Origin of the sequence: Paraburkholderia sp. RL17-381-BIF-C (assembly GCF_046026435.1) — a bacterium.
GTDB lineage: Bacteria > Pseudomonadota > Gammaproteobacteria > Burkholderiales > Burkholderiaceae > Paraburkholderia.
In genome coordinates, this window is sequence record NZ_JARESX010000062.1 from 25,206 (window position 1) to 43,848 (window position 18,643).

At 57.3% G+C, this 18,643-nt stretch carries 16 protein-coding genes and 2 pseudogenes; 6 read left to right on the forward strand and 12 right to left on the reverse strand.

Annotation, left to right across the window (positions count from 1 at the left end; genetic code table 11):
- Positions 1 to 43: 43 nt before the first annotated feature.
- From P0D70_RS28240 to P0D70_RS28255, 4 genes are all read right to left on the reverse strand, one after another.
- A complete protein-coding gene (locus P0D70_RS28240) occupies positions 44 to 907 on the reverse strand; it encodes an alpha/beta fold hydrolase (RefSeq protein ID WP_408186880.1) in 864 nt (287 codons plus the stop codon).
- 143 nt (positions 908 to 1,050) lie between these two features.
- Positions 1,051 to 1,410 carry a response regulator transcription factor gene (locus P0D70_RS28245; RefSeq protein WP_408186894.1) on the reverse strand — a complete coding sequence of 120 codons (360 nt, stop codon included), beginning with the start codon at positions 1,408 to 1,410 and terminating at the stop codon, positions 1,051 to 1,053.
- A 162-nt stretch (positions 1,411 to 1,572) separates the two neighbouring features.
- Positions 1,573 to 2,148, reverse strand: a complete 576-nt coding sequence (locus P0D70_RS28250; RefSeq protein WP_408186881.1) for a DUF3331 domain-containing protein — start codon at positions 2,146 to 2,148, stop codon at positions 1,573 to 1,575.
- Positions 2,106 to 3,080 (reverse strand): LysR family transcriptional regulator, encoded by a 975-nt coding sequence (locus P0D70_RS28255; protein WP_408186882.1) that lies wholly within the window; start codon positions 3,078 to 3,080, stop codon positions 2,106 to 2,108. Before P0D70_RS28255 ends, P0D70_RS28250 begins: the two co-directional genes overlap by 43 nt.
- 277 nt (positions 3,081 to 3,357) lie before the next feature.
- Between P0D70_RS28255 and P0D70_RS28260 the strand changes: the two genes are divergently transcribed.
- On the forward strand, positions 3,358 to 4,674 hold the full coding sequence (locus tag P0D70_RS28260; RefSeq protein ID WP_408186883.1) for a sensor histidine kinase: 1,317 nt from the start codon (positions 3,358 to 3,360) through the stop codon (positions 4,672 to 4,674).
- Here the strand turns inward: P0D70_RS28260 and P0D70_RS28265 are convergent.
- Together P0D70_RS28265 and P0D70_RS28270 are read right to left on the reverse strand one after the other, a co-directional pair.
- Positions 4,663 to 6,018: an MFS transporter gene (locus tag P0D70_RS28265; protein ID WP_408186884.1), complete on the reverse strand. Its 1,356-nt coding sequence runs from the start codon at positions 6,016 to 6,018 to the stop codon at positions 4,663 to 4,665. The genes P0D70_RS28260 and P0D70_RS28265 overlap by 12 nt on opposite strands.
- Positions 6,019 to 6,020: 2 nt before the next feature.
- On the reverse strand, positions 6,021 to 6,695 hold the full coding sequence (locus P0D70_RS28270; RefSeq protein ID WP_408186895.1) for a response regulator transcription factor: 675 nt from the start codon (positions 6,693 to 6,695) through the stop codon (positions 6,021 to 6,023).
- 107 nt (positions 6,696 to 6,802) lie between these two features.
- On the opposite strand from P0D70_RS28270, the pseudogene P0D70_RS28275 reads away from it, so the two are divergent.
- Positions 6,803 to 7,442: pseudogene (locus P0D70_RS28275) on the forward strand (IS3 family transposase); the annotation flags it as partial.
- On the opposite strand, the gene P0D70_RS28280 reads toward P0D70_RS28275, so the two are convergent.
- Together P0D70_RS28280 and P0D70_RS28285 are read right to left on the reverse strand one after the other, a co-directional pair.
- A complete protein-coding gene (locus P0D70_RS28280; RefSeq protein WP_408186897.1) occupies positions 7,406 to 7,735 on the reverse strand; it encodes a hypothetical protein in 330 nt (109 codons plus the stop codon). The pseudogene P0D70_RS28275 and the gene P0D70_RS28280 sit on opposite strands and share 37 nt — an antisense overlap.
- 107 nt (positions 7,736 to 7,842) lie before the next feature.
- Entirely contained in the window at positions 7,843 to 9,492 is a 1,650-nt protein-coding gene (locus P0D70_RS28285; protein ID WP_408186885.1) for an FAD-dependent oxidoreductase, read from the reverse strand.
- 654 nt (positions 9,493 to 10,146) lie between these two features.
- On the opposite strand from P0D70_RS28285, the gene P0D70_RS28290 reads away from it, so the two are divergent.
- Both P0D70_RS28290 and P0D70_RS28295 read left to right on the forward strand, forming a co-directional pair.
- Positions 10,147 to 10,425, forward strand: coding sequence for a hypothetical protein (locus P0D70_RS28290; protein WP_408186886.1), 279 nt, complete (start codon positions 10,147 to 10,149; stop codon positions 10,423 to 10,425).
- On the forward strand, positions 10,425 to 11,396 hold the full coding sequence (locus P0D70_RS28295; protein ID WP_408186896.1) for a GlxA family transcriptional regulator: 972 nt from the start codon (positions 10,425 to 10,427) through the stop codon (positions 11,394 to 11,396). The genes P0D70_RS28290 and P0D70_RS28295 overlap by 1 nt, the downstream gene beginning before the upstream one ends.
- Positions 11,397 to 12,014: 618 nt before the next feature.
- Here P0D70_RS28295 and P0D70_RS28300 read toward each other — a convergent pair.
- From P0D70_RS28300 to P0D70_RS28315, 4 genes are all read right to left on the reverse strand, one after another.
- Entirely contained in the window at positions 12,015 to 13,082 is a 1,068-nt protein-coding gene (locus P0D70_RS28300; RefSeq protein ID WP_408186887.1) for a carbon-nitrogen hydrolase family protein, read from the reverse strand.
- A 74-nt stretch (positions 13,083 to 13,156) separates the two neighbouring features.
- Positions 13,157 to 14,689 carry a solute symporter family protein gene (locus tag P0D70_RS28305; RefSeq protein WP_408186888.1) on the reverse strand — a complete coding sequence of 511 codons (1,533 nt, stop codon included), beginning with the start codon at positions 14,687 to 14,689 and terminating at the stop codon, positions 13,157 to 13,159.
- A gap of 11 nt (positions 14,690 to 14,700) precedes the next feature.
- Complete coding sequence (locus tag P0D70_RS28310; protein WP_408186889.1) at positions 14,701 to 15,003, reverse strand: hypothetical protein; 303 nt, start codon at positions 15,001 to 15,003, stop codon at positions 14,701 to 14,703.
- A 131-nt stretch (positions 15,004 to 15,134) separates the two neighbouring features.
- On the reverse strand, positions 15,135 to 16,244 hold the full coding sequence (locus tag P0D70_RS28315) for an enolase C-terminal domain-like protein (protein ID WP_408186890.1): 1,110 nt from the start codon (positions 16,242 to 16,244) through the stop codon (positions 15,135 to 15,137).
- 171 nt (positions 16,245 to 16,415) lie between these two features.
- Here P0D70_RS28315 and P0D70_RS28320 point away from each other — a divergent pair, with 171 nt between their 5' ends.
- Together P0D70_RS28320 and P0D70_RS28325 are read left to right on the forward strand one after the other, a co-directional pair.
- On the forward strand, positions 16,416 to 17,315 hold the full coding sequence (locus P0D70_RS28320; RefSeq protein ID WP_408186891.1) for a LysR substrate-binding domain-containing protein: 900 nt from the start codon (positions 16,416 to 16,418) through the stop codon (positions 17,313 to 17,315).
- A gap of 328 nt (positions 17,316 to 17,643) precedes the next feature.
- Positions 17,644 to 17,898: pseudogene (locus tag P0D70_RS28325) on the forward strand (ISKra4-like element ISBugl3 family transposase); the annotation flags it as partial.
- Between the last annotated feature and the right edge of the window lie 745 nt (positions 17,899 to 18,643).

Sequence of the window (18,643 nt, forward strand, 5' to 3'; positions counted from 1 at the left end):
CTTCACTCACAAATTGAAATCGGACAGGGACGGACACGCGCGATCAGGGGGCGGCCTGCTCGTCGGATCTAACGAATGCGGCGATATGACTGGCAGAAGCCTCCGGGTACTCAAGCTGCGGCCCGTGCCCCGTGCGGGGTAGCGTCACGAGGTGCAAGGTCGGAAGCTGACCATTAAGTGCATACCAGTTCTCAACCGGGAACACGATGTCATGATCCGCGCCGAGATGAAGGACCGGAACCGACGTGGATTTCAGGGCATGGAGCACCGCATCCGCGGGGAACACCGGGTTCTGTGGGCCATCGCCGAGTTGCTGCCCTGCCCACTCGAATGGCACTGCGGGACTAACATCGTCAGTGCGTTCGGCGAGTCGTCTCGCCGAGCGTTCTGCCGCAGCGCGGCTGGCCGGGTCTGCGGGCTCGAAGAACAGCGTGACGAAGTCTTCGAAGTCGTTCTCGCGCCTGGCCAGCGTGTAGAACAGCGGCTCGCCGGGCTCAACGAGCTGACCCGGCGGCGTGGTCGCGATCAGCACGGCATGGCTCACCAGTTCAGGCGCTTTAGCCAGTACGATCTGCGCGGCCATACCGCCGACCGACCATCCGCCCATCACCACTTTGCCCAGCTTCAGTCCGACTACAAGGTCGATCGCGTCTCTCGCGAGCGACGCCGGGCTGTAGGTTCGCTCGCCCGTTGACTGCCCGAGGCCGCTGTAGTCGAAAGTCACGACCTCGAAGCCTCGCGCGGCGAGACTATCCAGAAACAGCGGATCCCACGCGTCCATCGTGCCCCGAAAGCGGACGCACAGCACGAGCGGTATCCCACTGCCAAATCTGCGATAGGCAAGTCGCCGACCCTCTACTTCGACGAACTGAGTCCTCGCACTATTGCTGGGCGATACGTTAGCCATGAATGTATGAGTCCTTATACGAAGTGTGAAAAACAAAAACTGCCGGTGTTGATTGACGGCAATGCATCAGCGGCCCTGGCTACAGCCGTCTTCAAACGATCCGACCTGCGGCCTGTATTCGAACAGCGGGTAAGGCAACGAAATCACATGGCTGCCAGCGCTTTGTTGATCCATTGCGCAAGTTCTTCCGGATCGAAGGGCTTCTCAAGCACGCATAGCGCGCGGTAGACACCGGCTTCTTCACGACTGCGCACGGTCAGATGTCCGGTCACCAAGATGAAAGGCACCTCGCAAGCGTCGGCGCGTAACCGTGCAAGCAGTTCAACGCCGGTCATGCCGCTCATCTGTATGTCGCACACGACGCAATCGAACGGCGCTTCCCGCCCATGTGCCAGGAACAGTTCTGCCGATTCGTACGCGCGCGCTTGGCCTCCCATGGAACGGACGAGCGACTCCAACGACTGCCTGACGGACAGTTCATCGTCAACAATGCAAACAGTCATATCACGCACGGATTCTCTCGCCTGACGCCAAGCTCGCGGATCCGAGTCTTCAAGCGTCGCTCTGTCCGGCAGACTATCCGGAGAGCCCTGATAGCCACAACCATCCTCTGGTATCGCTGCACCGACCTGAGCTAGCATTCGCTGGCCCGCGGTCCGCCTCTGTCATGGCGCAGTTCCTGATAACATCTGCTCCCTAGCGGACGAAATGGATGGCAACGCCTGGATCGCCGCCGCGTGGATCATCCGATCCCAGTTCCAAGGCGTGTTCCTCCCACGCCTGCGCGGTTGATAGACCCGGTCGCCGCGTCCGATCGGCTCGCCCGTCAACGCACACGACGACCGCTTTCGCGCGGTCACGCAGCACCAGACCTGCTCGCCGATGTGCCCGCCGAGCGGATCGCTCCAACGAACACTGACCGTAGAGCTCGAAAGGACCTCGATCACACGAATCTGCGAGGCCACGCGCGCCGCCTTGTCTGGCGCGGCACCCTCCTGCACGGTGCCGACCCTTCTGCCCGGCCCGCGGAGCCAGGGGGTCGCGCCCTGGCATACAGCCGTCGCCCTCGATGGATCCAGCAGGCGCATTAGCGCGCTTTCGAACACATCCTGCCCGGCATGAGTTGCTTGTGTCATTTGCACCTCGTCTAGCGCTCGTGGGATTCCGGGTTTGACCCACTCAAACCGCGGTACGCGACTCAAGCTGCTGCGGCGTGATCGAGATTGCAGGATGCGCGCCATTCGCCCGCATCAGTGCCGGCATGCGGCAAACCGACGAGCGCATCTGTCTTGAACCGGCTCGTCGCCCACTCGATGAATACACGTAACGACATCGGCACATGCCGGCGCTGCGGGTAAACCGCGGCGATCGGTAGCGGCGCTGGCCGGGCGTCCGCAAGCACTTCGACAAGCTCGCCCGCTCGAAGAAGCCGGTCAACCAGCGGCAGTCCGACCTGCGCAAGCGCGAGGCCGCGCGTCGCACAGTCGACGACAGTCTGCACGTCACCAACCAGCGTGCGCTCAGGCAGCCTCAGGGTTTGAGTTCCCGTTTCACCGTGAAAACGTGGATGGCGGGCGCTGCCGGAACGTCTCGGCGAGTGATGCACGAAGTCATGCTTATGCAATTGCGCGACCTCGCGCGGCATGCCGTTTCTTCTCAGATAAGCGGGACTCGCCACGGTGACTGCCTGGTATGATCCCACTCGTCGACATTGAAGCGACGAATCACGAAGATGACCGATCACGATCGCACAATCGATACCCTGCTCGATAAGCCGTTCGCCTTCTCCCCCAACTTCAATACGCAGATCGAGTTGGGAGTGCAGACACCGAAAGTCCGTCAGAGAGGGCAGCAGCACCGAGCCCGCTTCCTGATCGACTTCGATGTAGAGGCGACCTCGCACGAAGCGGCTTGTGCCGCCCAAATGCTCCTCCATCTCGCGCATCTGGCCCAGAATGGTCAAACAGTGCTTGTAGTACTGCGATCCTTCGGCGGTCAGCGACATGGACCTCGTCGAGCGCTGCAGGAGCATCACGTCGAGCCGCGCCTCGAGTTGCCGGACGAGGGTGCTCGCAGACGCGGCCGAAATGCCGAGTGACTCCGCCGCGTCGGTGAAGCTCCCCGCCCGGACGACATGCGTAAATACCGACATCGCGTGTAGAACACGATCCATGCTTATCTCCGGGGTTGCGCGACTTCATCAATGTTGAAATGAAGTCTAGTTGAAGGCGGCATCCCGCTCTATCAGTCCGTGGTCGAACGCTCCCTATACCAAGGTTTGCTTTGCGACAACCGCTCACCGGGACTTTCGAGGTAAGTTTCGTCCCGCGAAAAGCGCACAGCGCGTCGGCGTTCCGGCAAGCGTCGGCAGCGAGAAGACGCCAAGCAGCACACGCCTGCCCTCGGGTATAGTTGTGGCTACTTCGAACAACAGCCAGAGGCTGCGGCCCGTGAGCCAACTCCTCTTTTTTCGGCCATCCGGCCTGCGCCCAGCGCCGGGTTTCAGCATGTGCACAATGCGCCCACTGTCGACGGACAATGTTCCCAATTCTGATCGCGCCGCATCTGTCGGTCCGGCAAAGGACAATCTTTTTCGATCAGCGCCGATTCCAATCCTGATCGAAGACTGGTCGCGCATCTATCGCGCCATCAAAGATTTGCAGGCGTCTGGCATTACCAGTATCGACAGCTATTTTGACGACCATCCCGAAGTCGTGTCACAACTGCGTGCGCTGCACTCGTTCGTCGACGCCAACGATGCAGTCGTCAGTCTCTTCGAAGCGCAATCGAAAGCGCAGTTCTTCGAGCGGGTGAAGGTGCTATTGCCCGCTGACCGGATCAGCAACAGTGCAGTGTTTCGCGCCATGTTCGAGAACAAACCAGCATGCCGGGGCGAACGCACCCTGGTCACGTTCACGGGACGCGCCGTACCAATTATCTGGCGCTGCTCGCTGCCCCAAGACGAGAATGGTTATCGGCGGCTCCATTTCTACGCATTCGACGTCACCGAGCAAAAGGAAAACAGCGACAGGTTGGAGGCCATGCGCGCCGAAATGGCGCGAGCATCCCGCATATCGCTGTTCGGCGAAGTGTCGGCCTCGATCCTGCACGAGATCAGCCAGCCGCTCTCGGCTGCCCGCGCGTCCGCCGATGCATCATTGCGCTGGCTCACGCGCGATACGCCAGACGTCAGAGAAGCCGTGACTGCGATCCGCGACACGGCGCGTTGGGCACGTGACGCAAGCGAGATTTGCCGCAAGATTCGCGGCTTTGTTGGCAAGGTGCCGGTGCAATTGGTCCAGTTTCCGGCCGTGGAATCGGTGAACGCCGCGCTGTTCCTGATATCGCCCGAGGCCAACGCAAAAGACATACGTGTCGTCAGCGAGGTCGATCCGCAGGTCCACGTGTTTGGTGACCGGGTCCAGATCCAGCAGGTGCTCGCGAACCTGCTATTGAACGGCATTCACGCAATCGATTCGGGGCCTTCCACCGCACGAATACTCACGGCTACCGTCAAACCCGAGGCAAAAGAAGTCGTTTTCGAAGTGCGCGATACGGGGCCAGGCATCGACCCAACACGAATCGATGCGCTGTTTCAGCCCTTCTTTACCACCAAGCCCGACGGCATGGGCATGGGTCTACCTGTAGCGCGCTCTATCGTCGAGGCTCACGGGGGGCGCATCTGGGCACGAAGCGAGCGTGGAGGGGGGACCTGCTTTAGCTTTACACTTCCGGCGACTTCCGATCCTTCGAGGCTAGCCGCGTAGCGCCCCCACGGCTTCGTGTGAGCGCCGCAACGGATAGCTTGGCCACCTCGTCAGCACCAGTTGCGCGACGACGGCGCAACCCGCCGCAAGCATCACGTACCACGCGCTCCCGAGCGGATTGCCGCTCCAGCGCGTCAGACTCGCTGCGACGAGCGGTGCCGTACCGCCAAAGAGCGCGACGCCGGTCGCATAAGCGAGAGAAAGGCCGGTTGCGCGATGATGTGCCCTGAACTTTTGAAGGATCAGCGTGATTGTCGGACCTCCGCCAAGCGCAGAAAGGCCGGCGATCAACGCGATCATGAGCATCGACACGGTTTCCGAATGATGCGAGACGGCTACAGCAAAGGCAGGATAAACGACGAGCGCGGTTAGAACCCGCGATGCAATGAGCACGGCGTTCATGCCAACGACGTCCGCTAGCGCACCGCCGACAATCGATGCTGCCAGCGTGACCGCTCCGGTGACGCCCGTCGTGACGAATGATGCGGTTGCAGAAGGTACAGGACCGCCCAGCCCGAAGCTCGTGACGTAGATCACGATATAAGTCGGCACTGTGCCGCCCAGGATCAACAGGATAGAGAGAATCAGTGGCACCCCGCAATCGCATGCACGTACCTTACCGGCGGTCGCTTGTTTGACAGATTCGACGCGCGCCGCAGACTCAACGATCGACCTCCGTAGAAACAGTTGGACAGGAACAAGAACCGCGCCTAGCGCGAACGGTAATCGCCAGCCCCAATCGGCAAGTGCCAAGGGAGATAGCGCAATGGAGAGCGAAAGCCCGCACAGGCCGGCGGTCAATAGGGCAATGCCTTGTCCTGCCATCTGATAGCTTCCGAAGAGGCCCCCTCTTCCCGTTGGACTGCGTTCGATCAACAGCGCACTCGACGACCCCATTTCTCCGCCGATAGCCACGCCCTGAAGCATGCGGAACACGAGTATTAGAAACGATGCCAATACGCCGATCACTTCGTACGTCGGTGTGATCGCAATGCCAACCGTGCCGAGTGTGATCAGCGAGCCGGTCAGCAGCATGGCGGGCTTGCGCCCGCGCGTATCGGCATAACGCCCGATGATTGCACCGCCGACGGGCCGCGATAGATAGCCAACAGCGAAAATGACGAGCGGCAGAAAGGCGCTGTTCACCGCTGTCCCAGGCGGGAAGTACGCACGCCCGATAAAAGAGGCGAGCGTCGTGTACATGAAGAAGTCGAAGAATTCGAACGCGTTTGCGGCCAGGAGAGCCGCTATCTGAATCAGGCTTAGGCCAATGCCGGCCGATGGAGACGAGGCCTTTCCGGCGCCTTCAAATCGCAGATGCCCGCTTTGCGGCTGAATATCCATATTCAGGCCTTCGATGAAATATCTATGTGACGGCTATCGTGCACGGGCATTTGCACACCGATCGCCGCGGACTTGCGAACCAGATCGGCAAGCGAAGCGGCCTTCATCTTACGCATCACGGAAGCACGATGCAGTTTGATGGTGATCACACTTAGCCCGAGGTATGACGCAGTCTGCTTGTTGAGAGCGCCGCTTATCACATACGAGAGCACCTCGCGCTCGCGACGCGTCAAAAGAGCGAACGATTGTTGAAGCTGGTTGTTTGCGTTCTTCTGCGTTCTACGTTTTGCGTCGAACGATAACGCCAAATTGACGGCATCGATCAATTCCTGGTCTGCGAAGGGCTTGACCAGAAAATCGACTGCGCCTCCCTTCATGGCCGTCCGGCACACTTGCACATCGGCGAAACCGCTCATGAACACGATCGGGATTAGCGGACGGCCTTCGGTCTGCTGCTGGAATACGAGGCCGCTCTCGCCACGCAGGCGGACGTCGAGCAGCAAGCAACTCTCGATATTCTCCCAACCCGCCGCCCTGAATTCAGCTGTACTGGCAAATGCGACGACGTGAAATCCCACCGAACGCAAGAGCGTGTCGAGCGCAGCCCGCATCGCTGGATCGTCGTCGACCACGTACACGATGGGAACGACATCTGCCTTGTTCTCCGTTTCTAGCATATCTTCCTCACCATGATCAGGGCTTGCGGACAAAATGTTTGACTACCTGGAGGTAGTCCATGTACTCGTAAAACGACCGCGTTCGAGCGGTTCGGCTCTATCCGAATTTGGGGAAACGCATCAATGCGACCATCAAGGAGTTGGGTTACCCCACAAAGAATGCTTTGAAGACCGGGCATCGTGAATACGAACAGCGTCATGATTTACTAACTGGTTATGTTCGTGCCACGCCGAGGTATTCGGCCGAACAGAAGCAGGCCGCCGTCGATCATTATCTAAGCCATGACCGTTGCGCTGCCGCAACCCTGAAGGCCTTGGGCTATCCGGTTCGCAGGCCGCTTGAAACCTGGATTAAAGAACTGTGTCGCGAAATCCGAAAACGCCTTGTCGGCAAAGTAGCTCGTATCGTTCCGAAATCGCTGACGGTCAAACAGGCCAGCAGTCATCGAATTGTGCGCCAGAGACGAAAGCGCGCCCGGGGTTGCCCAGAAAACAAGCGTGAGCGGGCCGATGCTGTACAACTTCAAGAATCAGCTACTCGGTCGAGAGGTTCCAGCGTCCATGAAACGCCAGAAGAATCCAGCACCGGACATTGGGCGTGCTGAACTGGAACGACAGGTGGAATTGCTTCGACCCGACATGCAATGGTTGCGGCTCGAGCGCGACATCCTCACGAAGGCGAACGGACCAGGAAAAAAAGGAATGGGTATCTACCCCCAACCTTGCACAAGTTCAAGGCCGAAGTCGCGAAAGGCATTGCGATTGATCTCCACCGCACCGTCGACCACGGCTTTTATACGCGACGATACGTTCGCCATGATTGCGGACGCACCATCCTGTTGATGAGGGATGTGTTCAGTGCGCGCTGTTTGGGTCGACGTCTTGCCCGGTATGCACGCAACCTTGATGCACGAACCGCCGATCACGCCTCGGTCAATCACTGCAGCCTTGCGGCCCTCCTGCGCTAGTTCCATAGCCAGAGTCTTTCCGCCCTTGCCACAGCCAAAAAATACATGCTCGAAGTGCTCGATCGTTGCCATCGCGAATTTCCCTTTTTCCGTCAATTGAAATCGCCCGGTAGGGCAGCACCTTGAAAGTGCGGAATAGTAGCCCCGCGTATTGCACGCCAAACCCTCGCTGGCGGCGCCTATGCTTGAGCGACCGCGCGCTCCAGATGACGATGAATCTGCGCAACAACGGCAGCACCATCGCCCACAGCCGCAGCAACTCGTTTGGTCGAGCCGGATCGGACATCTCCCGCGCAGAACACACCAGGCACACTTGTTTCGTGCTCTTGCGCCCCAGGTCTGGCGGCCTCACCTGTACGCACGAAGCCGTTCTCATCGACGACGACGCCGCAGCCGCCAAGCCACGCGGTGTTAGGAGAAGCACCCGTAAATAAGAACACGTGTTCTGCAAGTAAGGTTGATCGCTGAGTCCCGGTTAAGACCTCCACTTCGTTGATCGTCTTACCACCCCTAAGGGCGGTAATTTGACTGCCATGCATCACAACGACATTGTCCAAAGCGGCAATGCGATCGATTAGATACTGCGACATACTGGCTTTAAGGCTTTTTCCGCGTACTAGCATAGAGACTCGCCGCGCCCGCGACGCGAGGAACACGGCGGCCTGCCCCGCGGAATTCCCGCCGCCGACCAACAATACGTCTTGCCCTGCACAGAGCTTTGCCTCGACGGGCGAAGCCCAATAATACGTCCCTCTTCCCTCGAAGCGTTCCAGGCCCTGAATGTCCGGCTTGCGGTACGCAGCGCCCGAGGCGATAACAATAGTTCTCGAGCGGATGGTGACGGCGGAGGATAAGCGCAGCGTGAACGGCGTCGTGCCGCAATCAAGACTCTCCACCTGAGCAGGAATTGCTACGTCGGCTCCAAATTTTTGTGCCTGTACGTATGCGCGTCCGGTGAGCGCGTGTCCGGAAATCCCTGTCGGGAACCCAAAGAAATTTTCGATGCGAGCACTGGCGCCTGCCTGTCCTCCTGGAGCACTATGATCGAGCACTATGACTCGCAACCCTTCGGACGCGGCGTAGACGGCCGTCGCCAAACCCGCTGGACCAGCTCCAACGATTGCAACGTCATAAACATAAACCGGATCGAGATCAGGCAGCCACCCTAAAGCTTTGGCAAGATCCACTTCATCAGGCGCTCGTAAGATAGTGCCGTTTGGATGCAACACGAGCGGGTAGTCCGAGTCATCTCGTACCCACTTTGCTACGTAGCTGGCGGTCTCGTCATCCTCCGACGAGGCGCCGATGACCGCATGGGGAACGTTGTTACGGCGCAGGAAGCTTTGCAAAGCGTGGAGGCGAGCGTTATGTGGCTTGCTCACTATAACGATCCCATCGCCGCGCTCGATGAGAGCGACCCGTCGAAGGATGAGAGCCCGCATAATGCGCTCGCCCAACTCCGCTTCGGCGATTAGAAGCGCTCGGAGTTGCTCAGGGAGGATGTGAATTGCCGACACGGCGCCGACCGCATCACCGTCCACTATGCATCGTCCTCCAGATAGCTGCCCGACTTCCGCAACAAATTGTCCCGGACCATTTTCGCTAACGACGGCATGACGCCCGAACGCGTCGCGGCTAGTCACGCGAATCATCCCGCGCAATACTACGCACATCCCAAATCCTGGCGCACCGACTTCAAAAATCCGTTCCGATGTCCAGGAACGAACGGTGCCGTATTCACGCACTCGTGCTATCTCGCCATCGGTCAGCTGTGGATACTTCTGTTCATGACGGTCGGTAGCTGGCGCTAACCATGTCGAGTTGGTCATTTGCATTCCTGCGGTTACGTAAGCGATGGCAAAGATCCACGCTGATGATAGGACTATCCGTTGCGTCAACACCGAGCGCTGTTGTGCCGAACGCACGGGCAACACTTACGCAAAGCCGCATGACGTTATCGGCGGCTTACCCGAACTGCGTAGAAGCGAATGCCGAGATCACGCCGACGCGCGAATCATGCGGCGCCGGTTCGCCGGGACGAGTCTCATTCGGCGTCAGCGGTAAAGCACTTGGTCGCTTGTCAAAATACGGCGACCGCAGGGGCCGCGCAACCTGTCATCCCGCGGTAGACGCAGGCGCCGGTTCTGATCTACGCGATGTCCGGGATCGGAATCGCTTCAGCAGATACTGAGCGTTTGGACGCATAGTATTTCTTGCGCGGCATTTCGGGCTGGCAGCAGGATCCATTCGACGTAGCGATCATCCGCACAGCTCGCGGTCTGCCCTGCCCCCCTTCTTTTCGAGCGACGACTCCAAAAGCGGAGTACGAGTAAAGGAGGCGTCGCACGAAACAAAACTCATCCTCGCCCGGTCGATACTCTGACCGCCGTCCGACGCACAAGCCGCTATACAAGTCAACGTTTACATAAGCTAAAACCTGCCGCTGGTTGGTAATGGGTTAGTAGACAGGGCTGGAGTCGCAGTTGGTCAATGTCGACGGTACTGATGGCGTTGTACATCCGCATGGCCTGAGTTTCGACGACGCCGCACTTTTCATCGACGAACCTATTTTTTCCGTTTGTGTTGAGCTAACGAAATTTTCGACGCCCCAGCCAGTCCGGAACGCTCCCAATCGTCTCGATACAGGCCCCGGCTTATGGAACCTCTTCGGCGCGACCTACAGGCTCATCATCCGCGCCACACACGCTTTTTTCAACGACATTTATAATCACCTTTTCGGACATGACGGCTGGTGGAATTGATGTATCGAGTTGGCTACTTTTTGACGGAAGACTTCCAGGTCATGGCCATTGGAACCCAGACAGTGTTCGAAATCGCCAGCATCGTCGCGCGCGAGCCTCTTTATCATGTGACGAATTACTCACTCCAAGGGGGTGAAATTCGCTCGTCGCTTGGCGTCTCTGTCATGACAAAGCGGGCCGATTCGAACGCGACCGCGGACACATGGATGATCAGCGGCGTGGCCAATCCGACCGGCCGCACCACTTCCGCTGAAGAACTCAGGTTCATCAGCGATGCGTCAGCACGCTCGCGGCGCACAGCAGGCCTTTGCACAGGCGCGTTCGTTCTCGCCGAAGCGGGGCTTCTCGACGGCAAGCGCGCAACCACACATTGGGCGTTCGCAAACGCCTTGCAAGCCCGTTGGCCACTGATTCAGGTCGAAGCCGACCGCATCTTTATTGTCGATGGCAAAATATGGACGTCAGCCGGGTTGACGGCGGCGATGGACTTGGCCCTTGGCTTGGTAGAGAAGGATTTCGGTGCAGACTTCGCAATCTCGGTGGCGCGTGCGATGGTCATGCCTCATCGACGCTCAGGCGGACAGTCGCAGCACTCTGAAATGTTGGCCCTTGCACCGAAGTCGGATCGGATCCAGATGGCGCTTGAGCATGCACGCCTTAATTTATCCAAACCCCTGCGCGTCGACGATCTTGCTAAGGCGGCAAATCTCAGCAGCCGACAATTTACGCGTATTTTCCTTTCCGAAACCGGCGAATCTCCCGCTAGGGCAATAGAACGCTTGCGTCTCGAAGCGGCAAGAAACCTGATTGAGCGTGGCCGTCATTCGCTCGAAACAATCGCTCGGGAAACGGGATTTCGTGACAGGCGGCACCTGCGAGACGTTTTTACGCGGGCCTATCGGACGACTCCACAGTCGTTAAGGAGAGAGTCTCGCAATGTGACCGTTGATAAAAGTGAGTTCGACGAATAGTGCGTTGTGGAAGTATCGCCGCAGAGAGCGTGACTATCCGTGCCTTTCTTCATGAGGTCAGCTTACCAGGCGGAATTTCGATAGCGTCGAGCTCACCAGCAAGCTACCGCGAAGAATGTGCAACCCTGTCGTCCTCGACGATTTCTCCATGAATATGGTGCGTCGATGTGCCCGATGATTCACTTTGAATTCGAAGACGTCGAAGCGGCTGTAATAGCCGACCACGTCCTGAAACTGTTTCGGAACGATGGTCTTCCCCAAATCCGGTTCCGTGCAGGAGAGACCTTCGTCTTCGCAGTTGGGAAATACGAGCGCTAAACGTAGAGCAGTTAGTGAGAGAAGTAGCCGTACTCTCTGTATGTGCGAGAGTACGCCTTTCACGCAAATACTCTACTTCTCCCACTCAGCTTGAGCGGAGCGTTAGACTTAATCTCTGCAAGGCTCGACGATTTGTGAGGGGGCCAAACCACGAAGCTCCTCCGAGTCTGAACTCGTAGCATTTGAGGTTTCGCACGTCCGACCTTCGAGACGCCTTTTATGCACACCGATGCGAGTATCCGCAGAGCCCTATGCAATCTATGACGGCAGCGCGTGCGAGTTACTTCGCCATGCCTTTGCTTATGAGGCCAAGGTCATAGGCGGAACTTCCATAGCGTCGAGATTGCCAGCACGCTGCTTGGCAAAATCTGCACGGGTGTCGTCGTCATCGATTTCGCCGTGGAAATGCGCCGGACGGTGCGCGCGACGATTCACCTTGAATTCGAAAACGTCGAAGCGGTTGTAGTAACCAACGACATCTTGGAACTGCTTCGGGACGATGGTTTTCGCCAGATCCAACTCCGCATAAGCGATCCCTTCGTCTTCGCGGATTACCTCGCTGATCGGCTGACCATCCGGGCCGAGAATCATCGATACGCTCTTGGGCGATGTTTCAAGAAGATCGCGGACTTCCTTGTTCCCACGAGACACCATCTCGATTGCCCCGGGTGGCAGGAAGCCAGACGCGACCAGATTGAACAGCTTGCCCTCAAACGCGTGCGCGCCTGCGCGCAGGCGAATAGCTGCCTCAAGGTCGTATCCGCCTTCGCCGAGCGGATGGGTCGGCCAACGTGGGGAGAACGACGAGATGTGTACGTTTTCGCCTTGAGCGAGCAGAGCAAATCGGGCCAATGCATTCGTGTTTTCACCACACACCAGCGCGCCGATTCGGCCGATGCGAGTGTCGTTCACGCGCAGACCACTACCATCGCCCATCGCCCAAGCCAGCTTTTCCCAATACGTAGGCATCAGTTTGCGATGCACGTTAAGCACCGCCCCGTCATCTCCGATCAACACGTTCGTGTCGTACACGCAGCCAAAGCTGTTCCGCGTCGCTTCATTGATACCGATCGAAACAAACACATTGTATTTGCGAGCGGTATCACGCAGGCGCTGAATTTCCGGACCGTCGATCAGGACCGAACTGCTGACCATCTTTACGAAGAACTCGTGCGTTTGCACCGGTGCCCAAACGCCACACCACACCGGGAACGATGAAAGATACGCCTCGGGAAATGCAATCAGTTCTGCGCCGTTGTTAGCAGCTTCTTTAATCCAGTCGCAGGCCTTTTCGACGCACGCCTCAGCGTCAAAATAGACAGGTGCGATATGGCAAACGGCGGCTTTGTACTTCGGGTATTGCTTCATCAACATCTCCTTGGTATGGACTTGGACAGACTGCTCCTTGCGTCCGACACGTGGACACCCCGGCTAGGTGCAAATTAGTTTTCAAGGACGGTGTGCATTTCCGAAAAGCCACGTTGCTCTGCGGGACTAGACTTCAACAATGACACCGTAATGGCAACAAACAGCGACAGCGGTAACGAAAAGATTGAGGGATTGCGCAGCGGCATAAACCACCATTGGTTTTGGACATCACCCAATGCACGATGCAACACATCTACCTGAATCGTGGGCGAAAGCACGATCAGCAAGACGGCGGCGGCAGCGCCAGTCAACAGGCCGCACACTGCGCCGGCCGTCGTGAGTCGTCGCCAATACAAGGCAAGCATCAGAACCGGGAAATTGGCGGAAGCTGCAATCGAGTAGCTCAGCCCGACCATGAAGGCCACGTTCTGTCCTTCAAAGCGCAACGCGAGAATCACCGCGGCAGTGGCAACTACGATTGATGCAATACGGGCAACGCGCGGCTGCTTGCCACCCGCGGTCGACCGACGCGCCATAATTACGCCAGCCCAGATGTCATGTGCAAAAGTCGTTGCAGCCGTCAACGTCAGACCCGCCACGACAGCAAGCATTGTTGCGAAGGAGACCGCACAGATAAATCCAAAGAAGGCATCCCCGCCCAGGAGTTTCGCTAGCAAAGGAACAGCCATGTTTCCCGCTCCTCCGGCGCCGAGAATTGCCGCGCGCCCAATCAACGCCATCGAGCCAAATCCGAGCAAGAGAACGAATACGTGGAAGAAGCCGACGAGAAAAGTGGCGTACAAAGCTGAGCGTCGCGCGTCTTTTGCATTCCCAACCGTCAGGAACCGTGTAAGAATCTGAGGCATGCCCAACGCACCGAAGACCAGAGCAATTGCCAGCGAAAGCGTGTCCCATCGATCAAGCGAAGAAAGTATATGCGGTGCCACCACACTCGCATCGGCACTGCTTATCGCCGCTTTGAAAAGTCCGGAAGGGTGAAATCCAAACTTTGCGAGCAAGAGACCAGCAAGAACAATTGTTCCGCTGAAAAGAAGCACGGCCTTAATGATCTGCACCCAAGTTGTTCCGAGCATTCCGCCGAAGAACACGTAGCAGAGCATCACCACGCCGACCAATACAACCGCCGGCACGTATGACAACCCAAACATCAACTTGATCAACCCGCCAGCTGCGACCAATTGAGTAATCAGATAGAGAAGCACGATTGGCAGACTGGAAAGCGCAACGGCAACCCGCACGGGCTTCGACGAGAGTCTCCACGCGATCACGTCGGCAAGGGTGAACTTCCCCAATCGCTTGACCGGACCCGAAACGAGAAACAGGATTAGCGGCCAGCCTGCGAAAACGCCGATGCTATAAACAACACCATCAAAACCCTTAAGCGAAATCGCTCCAGTCATGCCCAACAACGCAGCAGCGCTTAGATATTCTCCAGCGAGCGCCAAACCGTTTTGCGCAGCGCCGACGCGACCTCCAGCAGTAAAAAACTCACTGGCCGACTTGCTTCGACGGGATGCTGACCAAGTTATAAAAACAGTCACAAGCAAAAAAGCGAAAAAGCATCCGACCGATATCGGGCTATTCATTGGCGAATGACTCATTCTTCCACCCCCGCGACATCTACGCGATAAAGCTGCGAGTCGCTCTTTTCCGCGCAAAGCACAAAGAGCGAGCTGAAAACGAGTGACATGGCAATAAGCCCTACAAACATCAGAATGCTAACCGGCACTTCGACGTGGGTTTGAACTGCCATGATTTCAGGATTAAAGCAGAATATTCCAAAAAATACTGCGACCAACATGAAAATACAGGCCGAAAAATATTTAGCTAGTGCGACTCTGCCTCGATTTACCTGAACACCATCTTCGAAGCCTCTCTCCAGAGCTGACTCATTTATCACACTATCCTCCAATGAATGGATCTTGCCGCGGCTTTAGGCACCATGCAGCCAATAAATTCATTATTGGCAAACCAAAAAAACCAGCCCACTCATTAGAGTTGAAATTATTTCGTCGCCTCGTTTAATTTATCTCACTTGCCAACAGCATATTTATTGACGGCGCCTTCGTCCCATGTGATACCGCTCCCAGGCGCACTGGTCGCAACAGCGAAACCTCCCTCAACTCGAAGGGGTTCGGCAAGGACGCCATCGGCTATACCGAAGTACTCCAGGTAGTGGGCGCATGGGGACAGGGCAAGGAGATGAGCGCTCGCTTCTTGATAAAAGTGATTGGAGATCGGCATGCCGTGCGCCTCACATAGGGCTGCCGCGTCTAGCCACCCGCTCACTCCGCCCACCTTCATCAGGTCGGGCATTGCTAGATCCGATGCACCGTGACGAATCATCGCTAGCACTCCTCGCGGTCCCCAACAGTTCTCGCCCAACTGCACCAATGTGCGTAGCTCCGAACGAATTTGAGAATGCCCGACGAGGTCGTCACATGCCACCGGCTCCTCGATCCAGGCCAAGCCCAGGTCATCCAAAGCGCGCGTTCGTCGCAGAGCCTCAGGAACGGACAAGGCCTGGTTGTAGTCAATCATCAGTTCGGCCTTATCGTCCAAGGCTTTCAACACGCCGTTCACCACCTCCAGGTCTTCACGAAGGGTCGGGTAACCAATTTTGATCTTGACTGCGAGAAACCCCGACGCGACGCTTTTCTCTGCAGCGGTTATCGCTCTCTGCAAACCGTCCATGCCAAAGCTTGCATAAGCCTTGATTGGCTTCGGCTCGCCGCCCAACAGCCTCGACAGCGGCAGCCCCGCGATGCGAGCGTGCGCATCCCACAATGCCATGTCGAGCCCAGCAAGAGCCATATCAAGCAGCCCTGGTGTGCCCAACAGTACAAACTTCCGACGCACGGAGTGCATCAGCTCGCGGGGACGAAGGAGCTGACCTTCCACAAGCTTCGCCACGTCTGAAGCGAGACGAGTTGCGGCCGGTAGTACCGTCGGGGAGTAGGTGAAGAAGTACGCGTGGCCTGTAACGCCGGCCTCCGTTTCTACGTCGACCAAAACGAGCGGTGCGCTTGCCATGACTCCGCTAGCGGTGCGCAGAGGAGGATCGAGCGGCACCAGAACGGGACGAAGACTGACCCGTGTGACAGTGGGATGCTGCTCTGACATCTGGTTTTTTGAATTCACCGGCGTCTCCTTGAAGTCATGTTTGATCTCAACATTTTCTTCCGGTACGCTCGCAATTGATCAAGTTAGGTAAATGAAATTATTTAGCCGGCGACTGTACGAAAATTCAAACGTGGGGTTTCCCCGCGACGCCGATGTGTTCACGTTTCGTATGCTGGTCACTGGAACACCATGAAACGCTTTGCCCGCATCCCACCGCTTCAATGCCTCGTCACCTTCGAGGCGCTTGCACGACTTCGCAATGGCTCGCTCGCCGCTTCTGAACTCTCGATCACACCTAGCGCCGTCAGTCATCGCATTCGGCAACTCGAAGAGTTGTTGGGAGTGAGCATGTTCACGCGAACGCAGAACGAACTGAACCTTTCTTCGGCGGGGCTCGAGTATCTCCCGGTGGTTCGCGAGTGCCTCGAATCGCTAAGTCAGTACCCGACTCGCGGCCTGCTTGACGAGGAGCGAACGATGTTACGGATTTCGTCTCCTCCGACGTTCGCTCGACAGATAATTGTCCCAAGGCTTCCGACGTTCCAGGAACAGCATCCGGATATCGAAGTCGTTCTGCAACTCTCCGTTCCCTTTGTCGGATTGAAGGCGGATGACGCGGATGTTGAGATTCGTTTCGGCAGCGGAGAATATCCCGGCCTTACAGTTGAGACGGTCTTGGACGAGCCAGTCACACCAATCTGCAGCCCTGCTTACTTAGAAAAGGCTGGGCCGTTTCTTGCTCCGTCGGACATTGCGAAGGCCAATTTGCTCCGTTGTCCCATAGAGCCATGGCGGCCGTGGTTCAAAGCTGCCGATTTGGATCTTGCCGAACCTAGGAACGGCCCCCAATACGTAGACTTAGGTCTCCTCGTTGAGGCCGCGATAAGCGGACACGGTCTCGCTCTTGCCCGTCGCAACATGATAAAAACGTGGCTAAACGCGGGGATGCTAATAACGCTCTTCCCAACGACAGCTAAAGGTCTGCATGCCTACTACGCCACATGGTCGAGTGTCTCGCCTCAGTATGTCCACGTCGAAAACTTCGTGAAGTGGTTGAAGGCCGACCTGGCAAGAGAAAAAGCCGATTGATTTTTCTCGCGTCGAAGCGACATCCGGCAATGATGGCAAGAAGCTCGGGCCTGAGCTGCCGAGAACCGCCGCGGACCGAGATGTACTCATCTCCTTTAGCTTACCGGCAGCACCCACGGGCATCGACCGGTCATTTCTGAAGCACCACATCTGTTGGCGCCCAAAATTGGCGGGAGTGGACGAAATCTGGGGGAGGCAACTCTGGTCTAAACTGCAGCAGTTGACCTACCTTGGAGACAGCCATGGAATTGCAGTGGAAAATCCTTCTGCAACGGGGAGAACGGACCAGCCGGTCCCGATTTGTTCGGTTAAGCGACCAGTGAATGGTGCTACCCCAGTGGATTTTAGGTTGTCCCTCGCCGAAGCTCGTCAACTACCGGCTACGCTGCAACAACTCGTGACGCACGACCAGATTAATGCCTACGACAAGCTTCGTCGGAACTGTCGAGAATGTGGCCGATATCGGCGCATCAGAGATTGGCGTCCCCGCTGCTTTTCGACGGCACTTGGCAGAGTGCAGGTTAAAGTGCCGCGAGTCGTATCCTGCTTGTGCACGCCTGAGCCGTACAATGACAACGGGGACTCTATCAGCCTGCCCCTTGGGTATTAATTCTGGTTACCGCTTGCCAAGGAAGGCTCGGCGGCCCGGAAGAGCCACGTAACCGAAAATAACGCATCTCAGCAGTCGCGGCGCTGACGATAGCCGCTAGGCTGTTGCAACGGAAGTGGGACACCAGCTTGCCGAAAGAGCTGTATGCGCAAGATTCTCGGAAAGTTGTGGAGGTTCCAGTCTACCGGTTCGCGTCCCGGCTATTTTCGGGCAAATCCGCTGCAGGAGTTGAATCACGCCTATACCTGGAAGCATAAGCGTTCCGTGTGCGCTACAGCCCCGCGATTGTTCTCAAAACCGGGGGTCGAAGGCCCTGATTTTTTGCCGATTACACAGCGCACAGTAGAAGCGTTCCGCGCCACGTCCGGCAAGGGTTTGACGGGATTCTGCCCCTACCCAGAACGCATTTACGCGAGGTCACGGAACGCTTTCATTTGGTGCGAACACACGTCCGTAAGCCACCACATGAGGCAACATCGACCGTCACCGACTTCGTCAGATTCCGTCGATTCTCCACGCCGTCCCGTCAGCCTCTTACTTCCGCCCGGGCAGCGAGGCGCCACGACTGACTCTATTCTCTCGGATCACCTCGACCGTCTATATTTCACTCCGACCGACTTTATTTCTTCCGATCACGAGTCAGTCCCAAGCGAGTCCACATGGTGGAAAACCCGTGACTGACTTTATTCTCGCATGACGGACTTTATTATTTCGGATC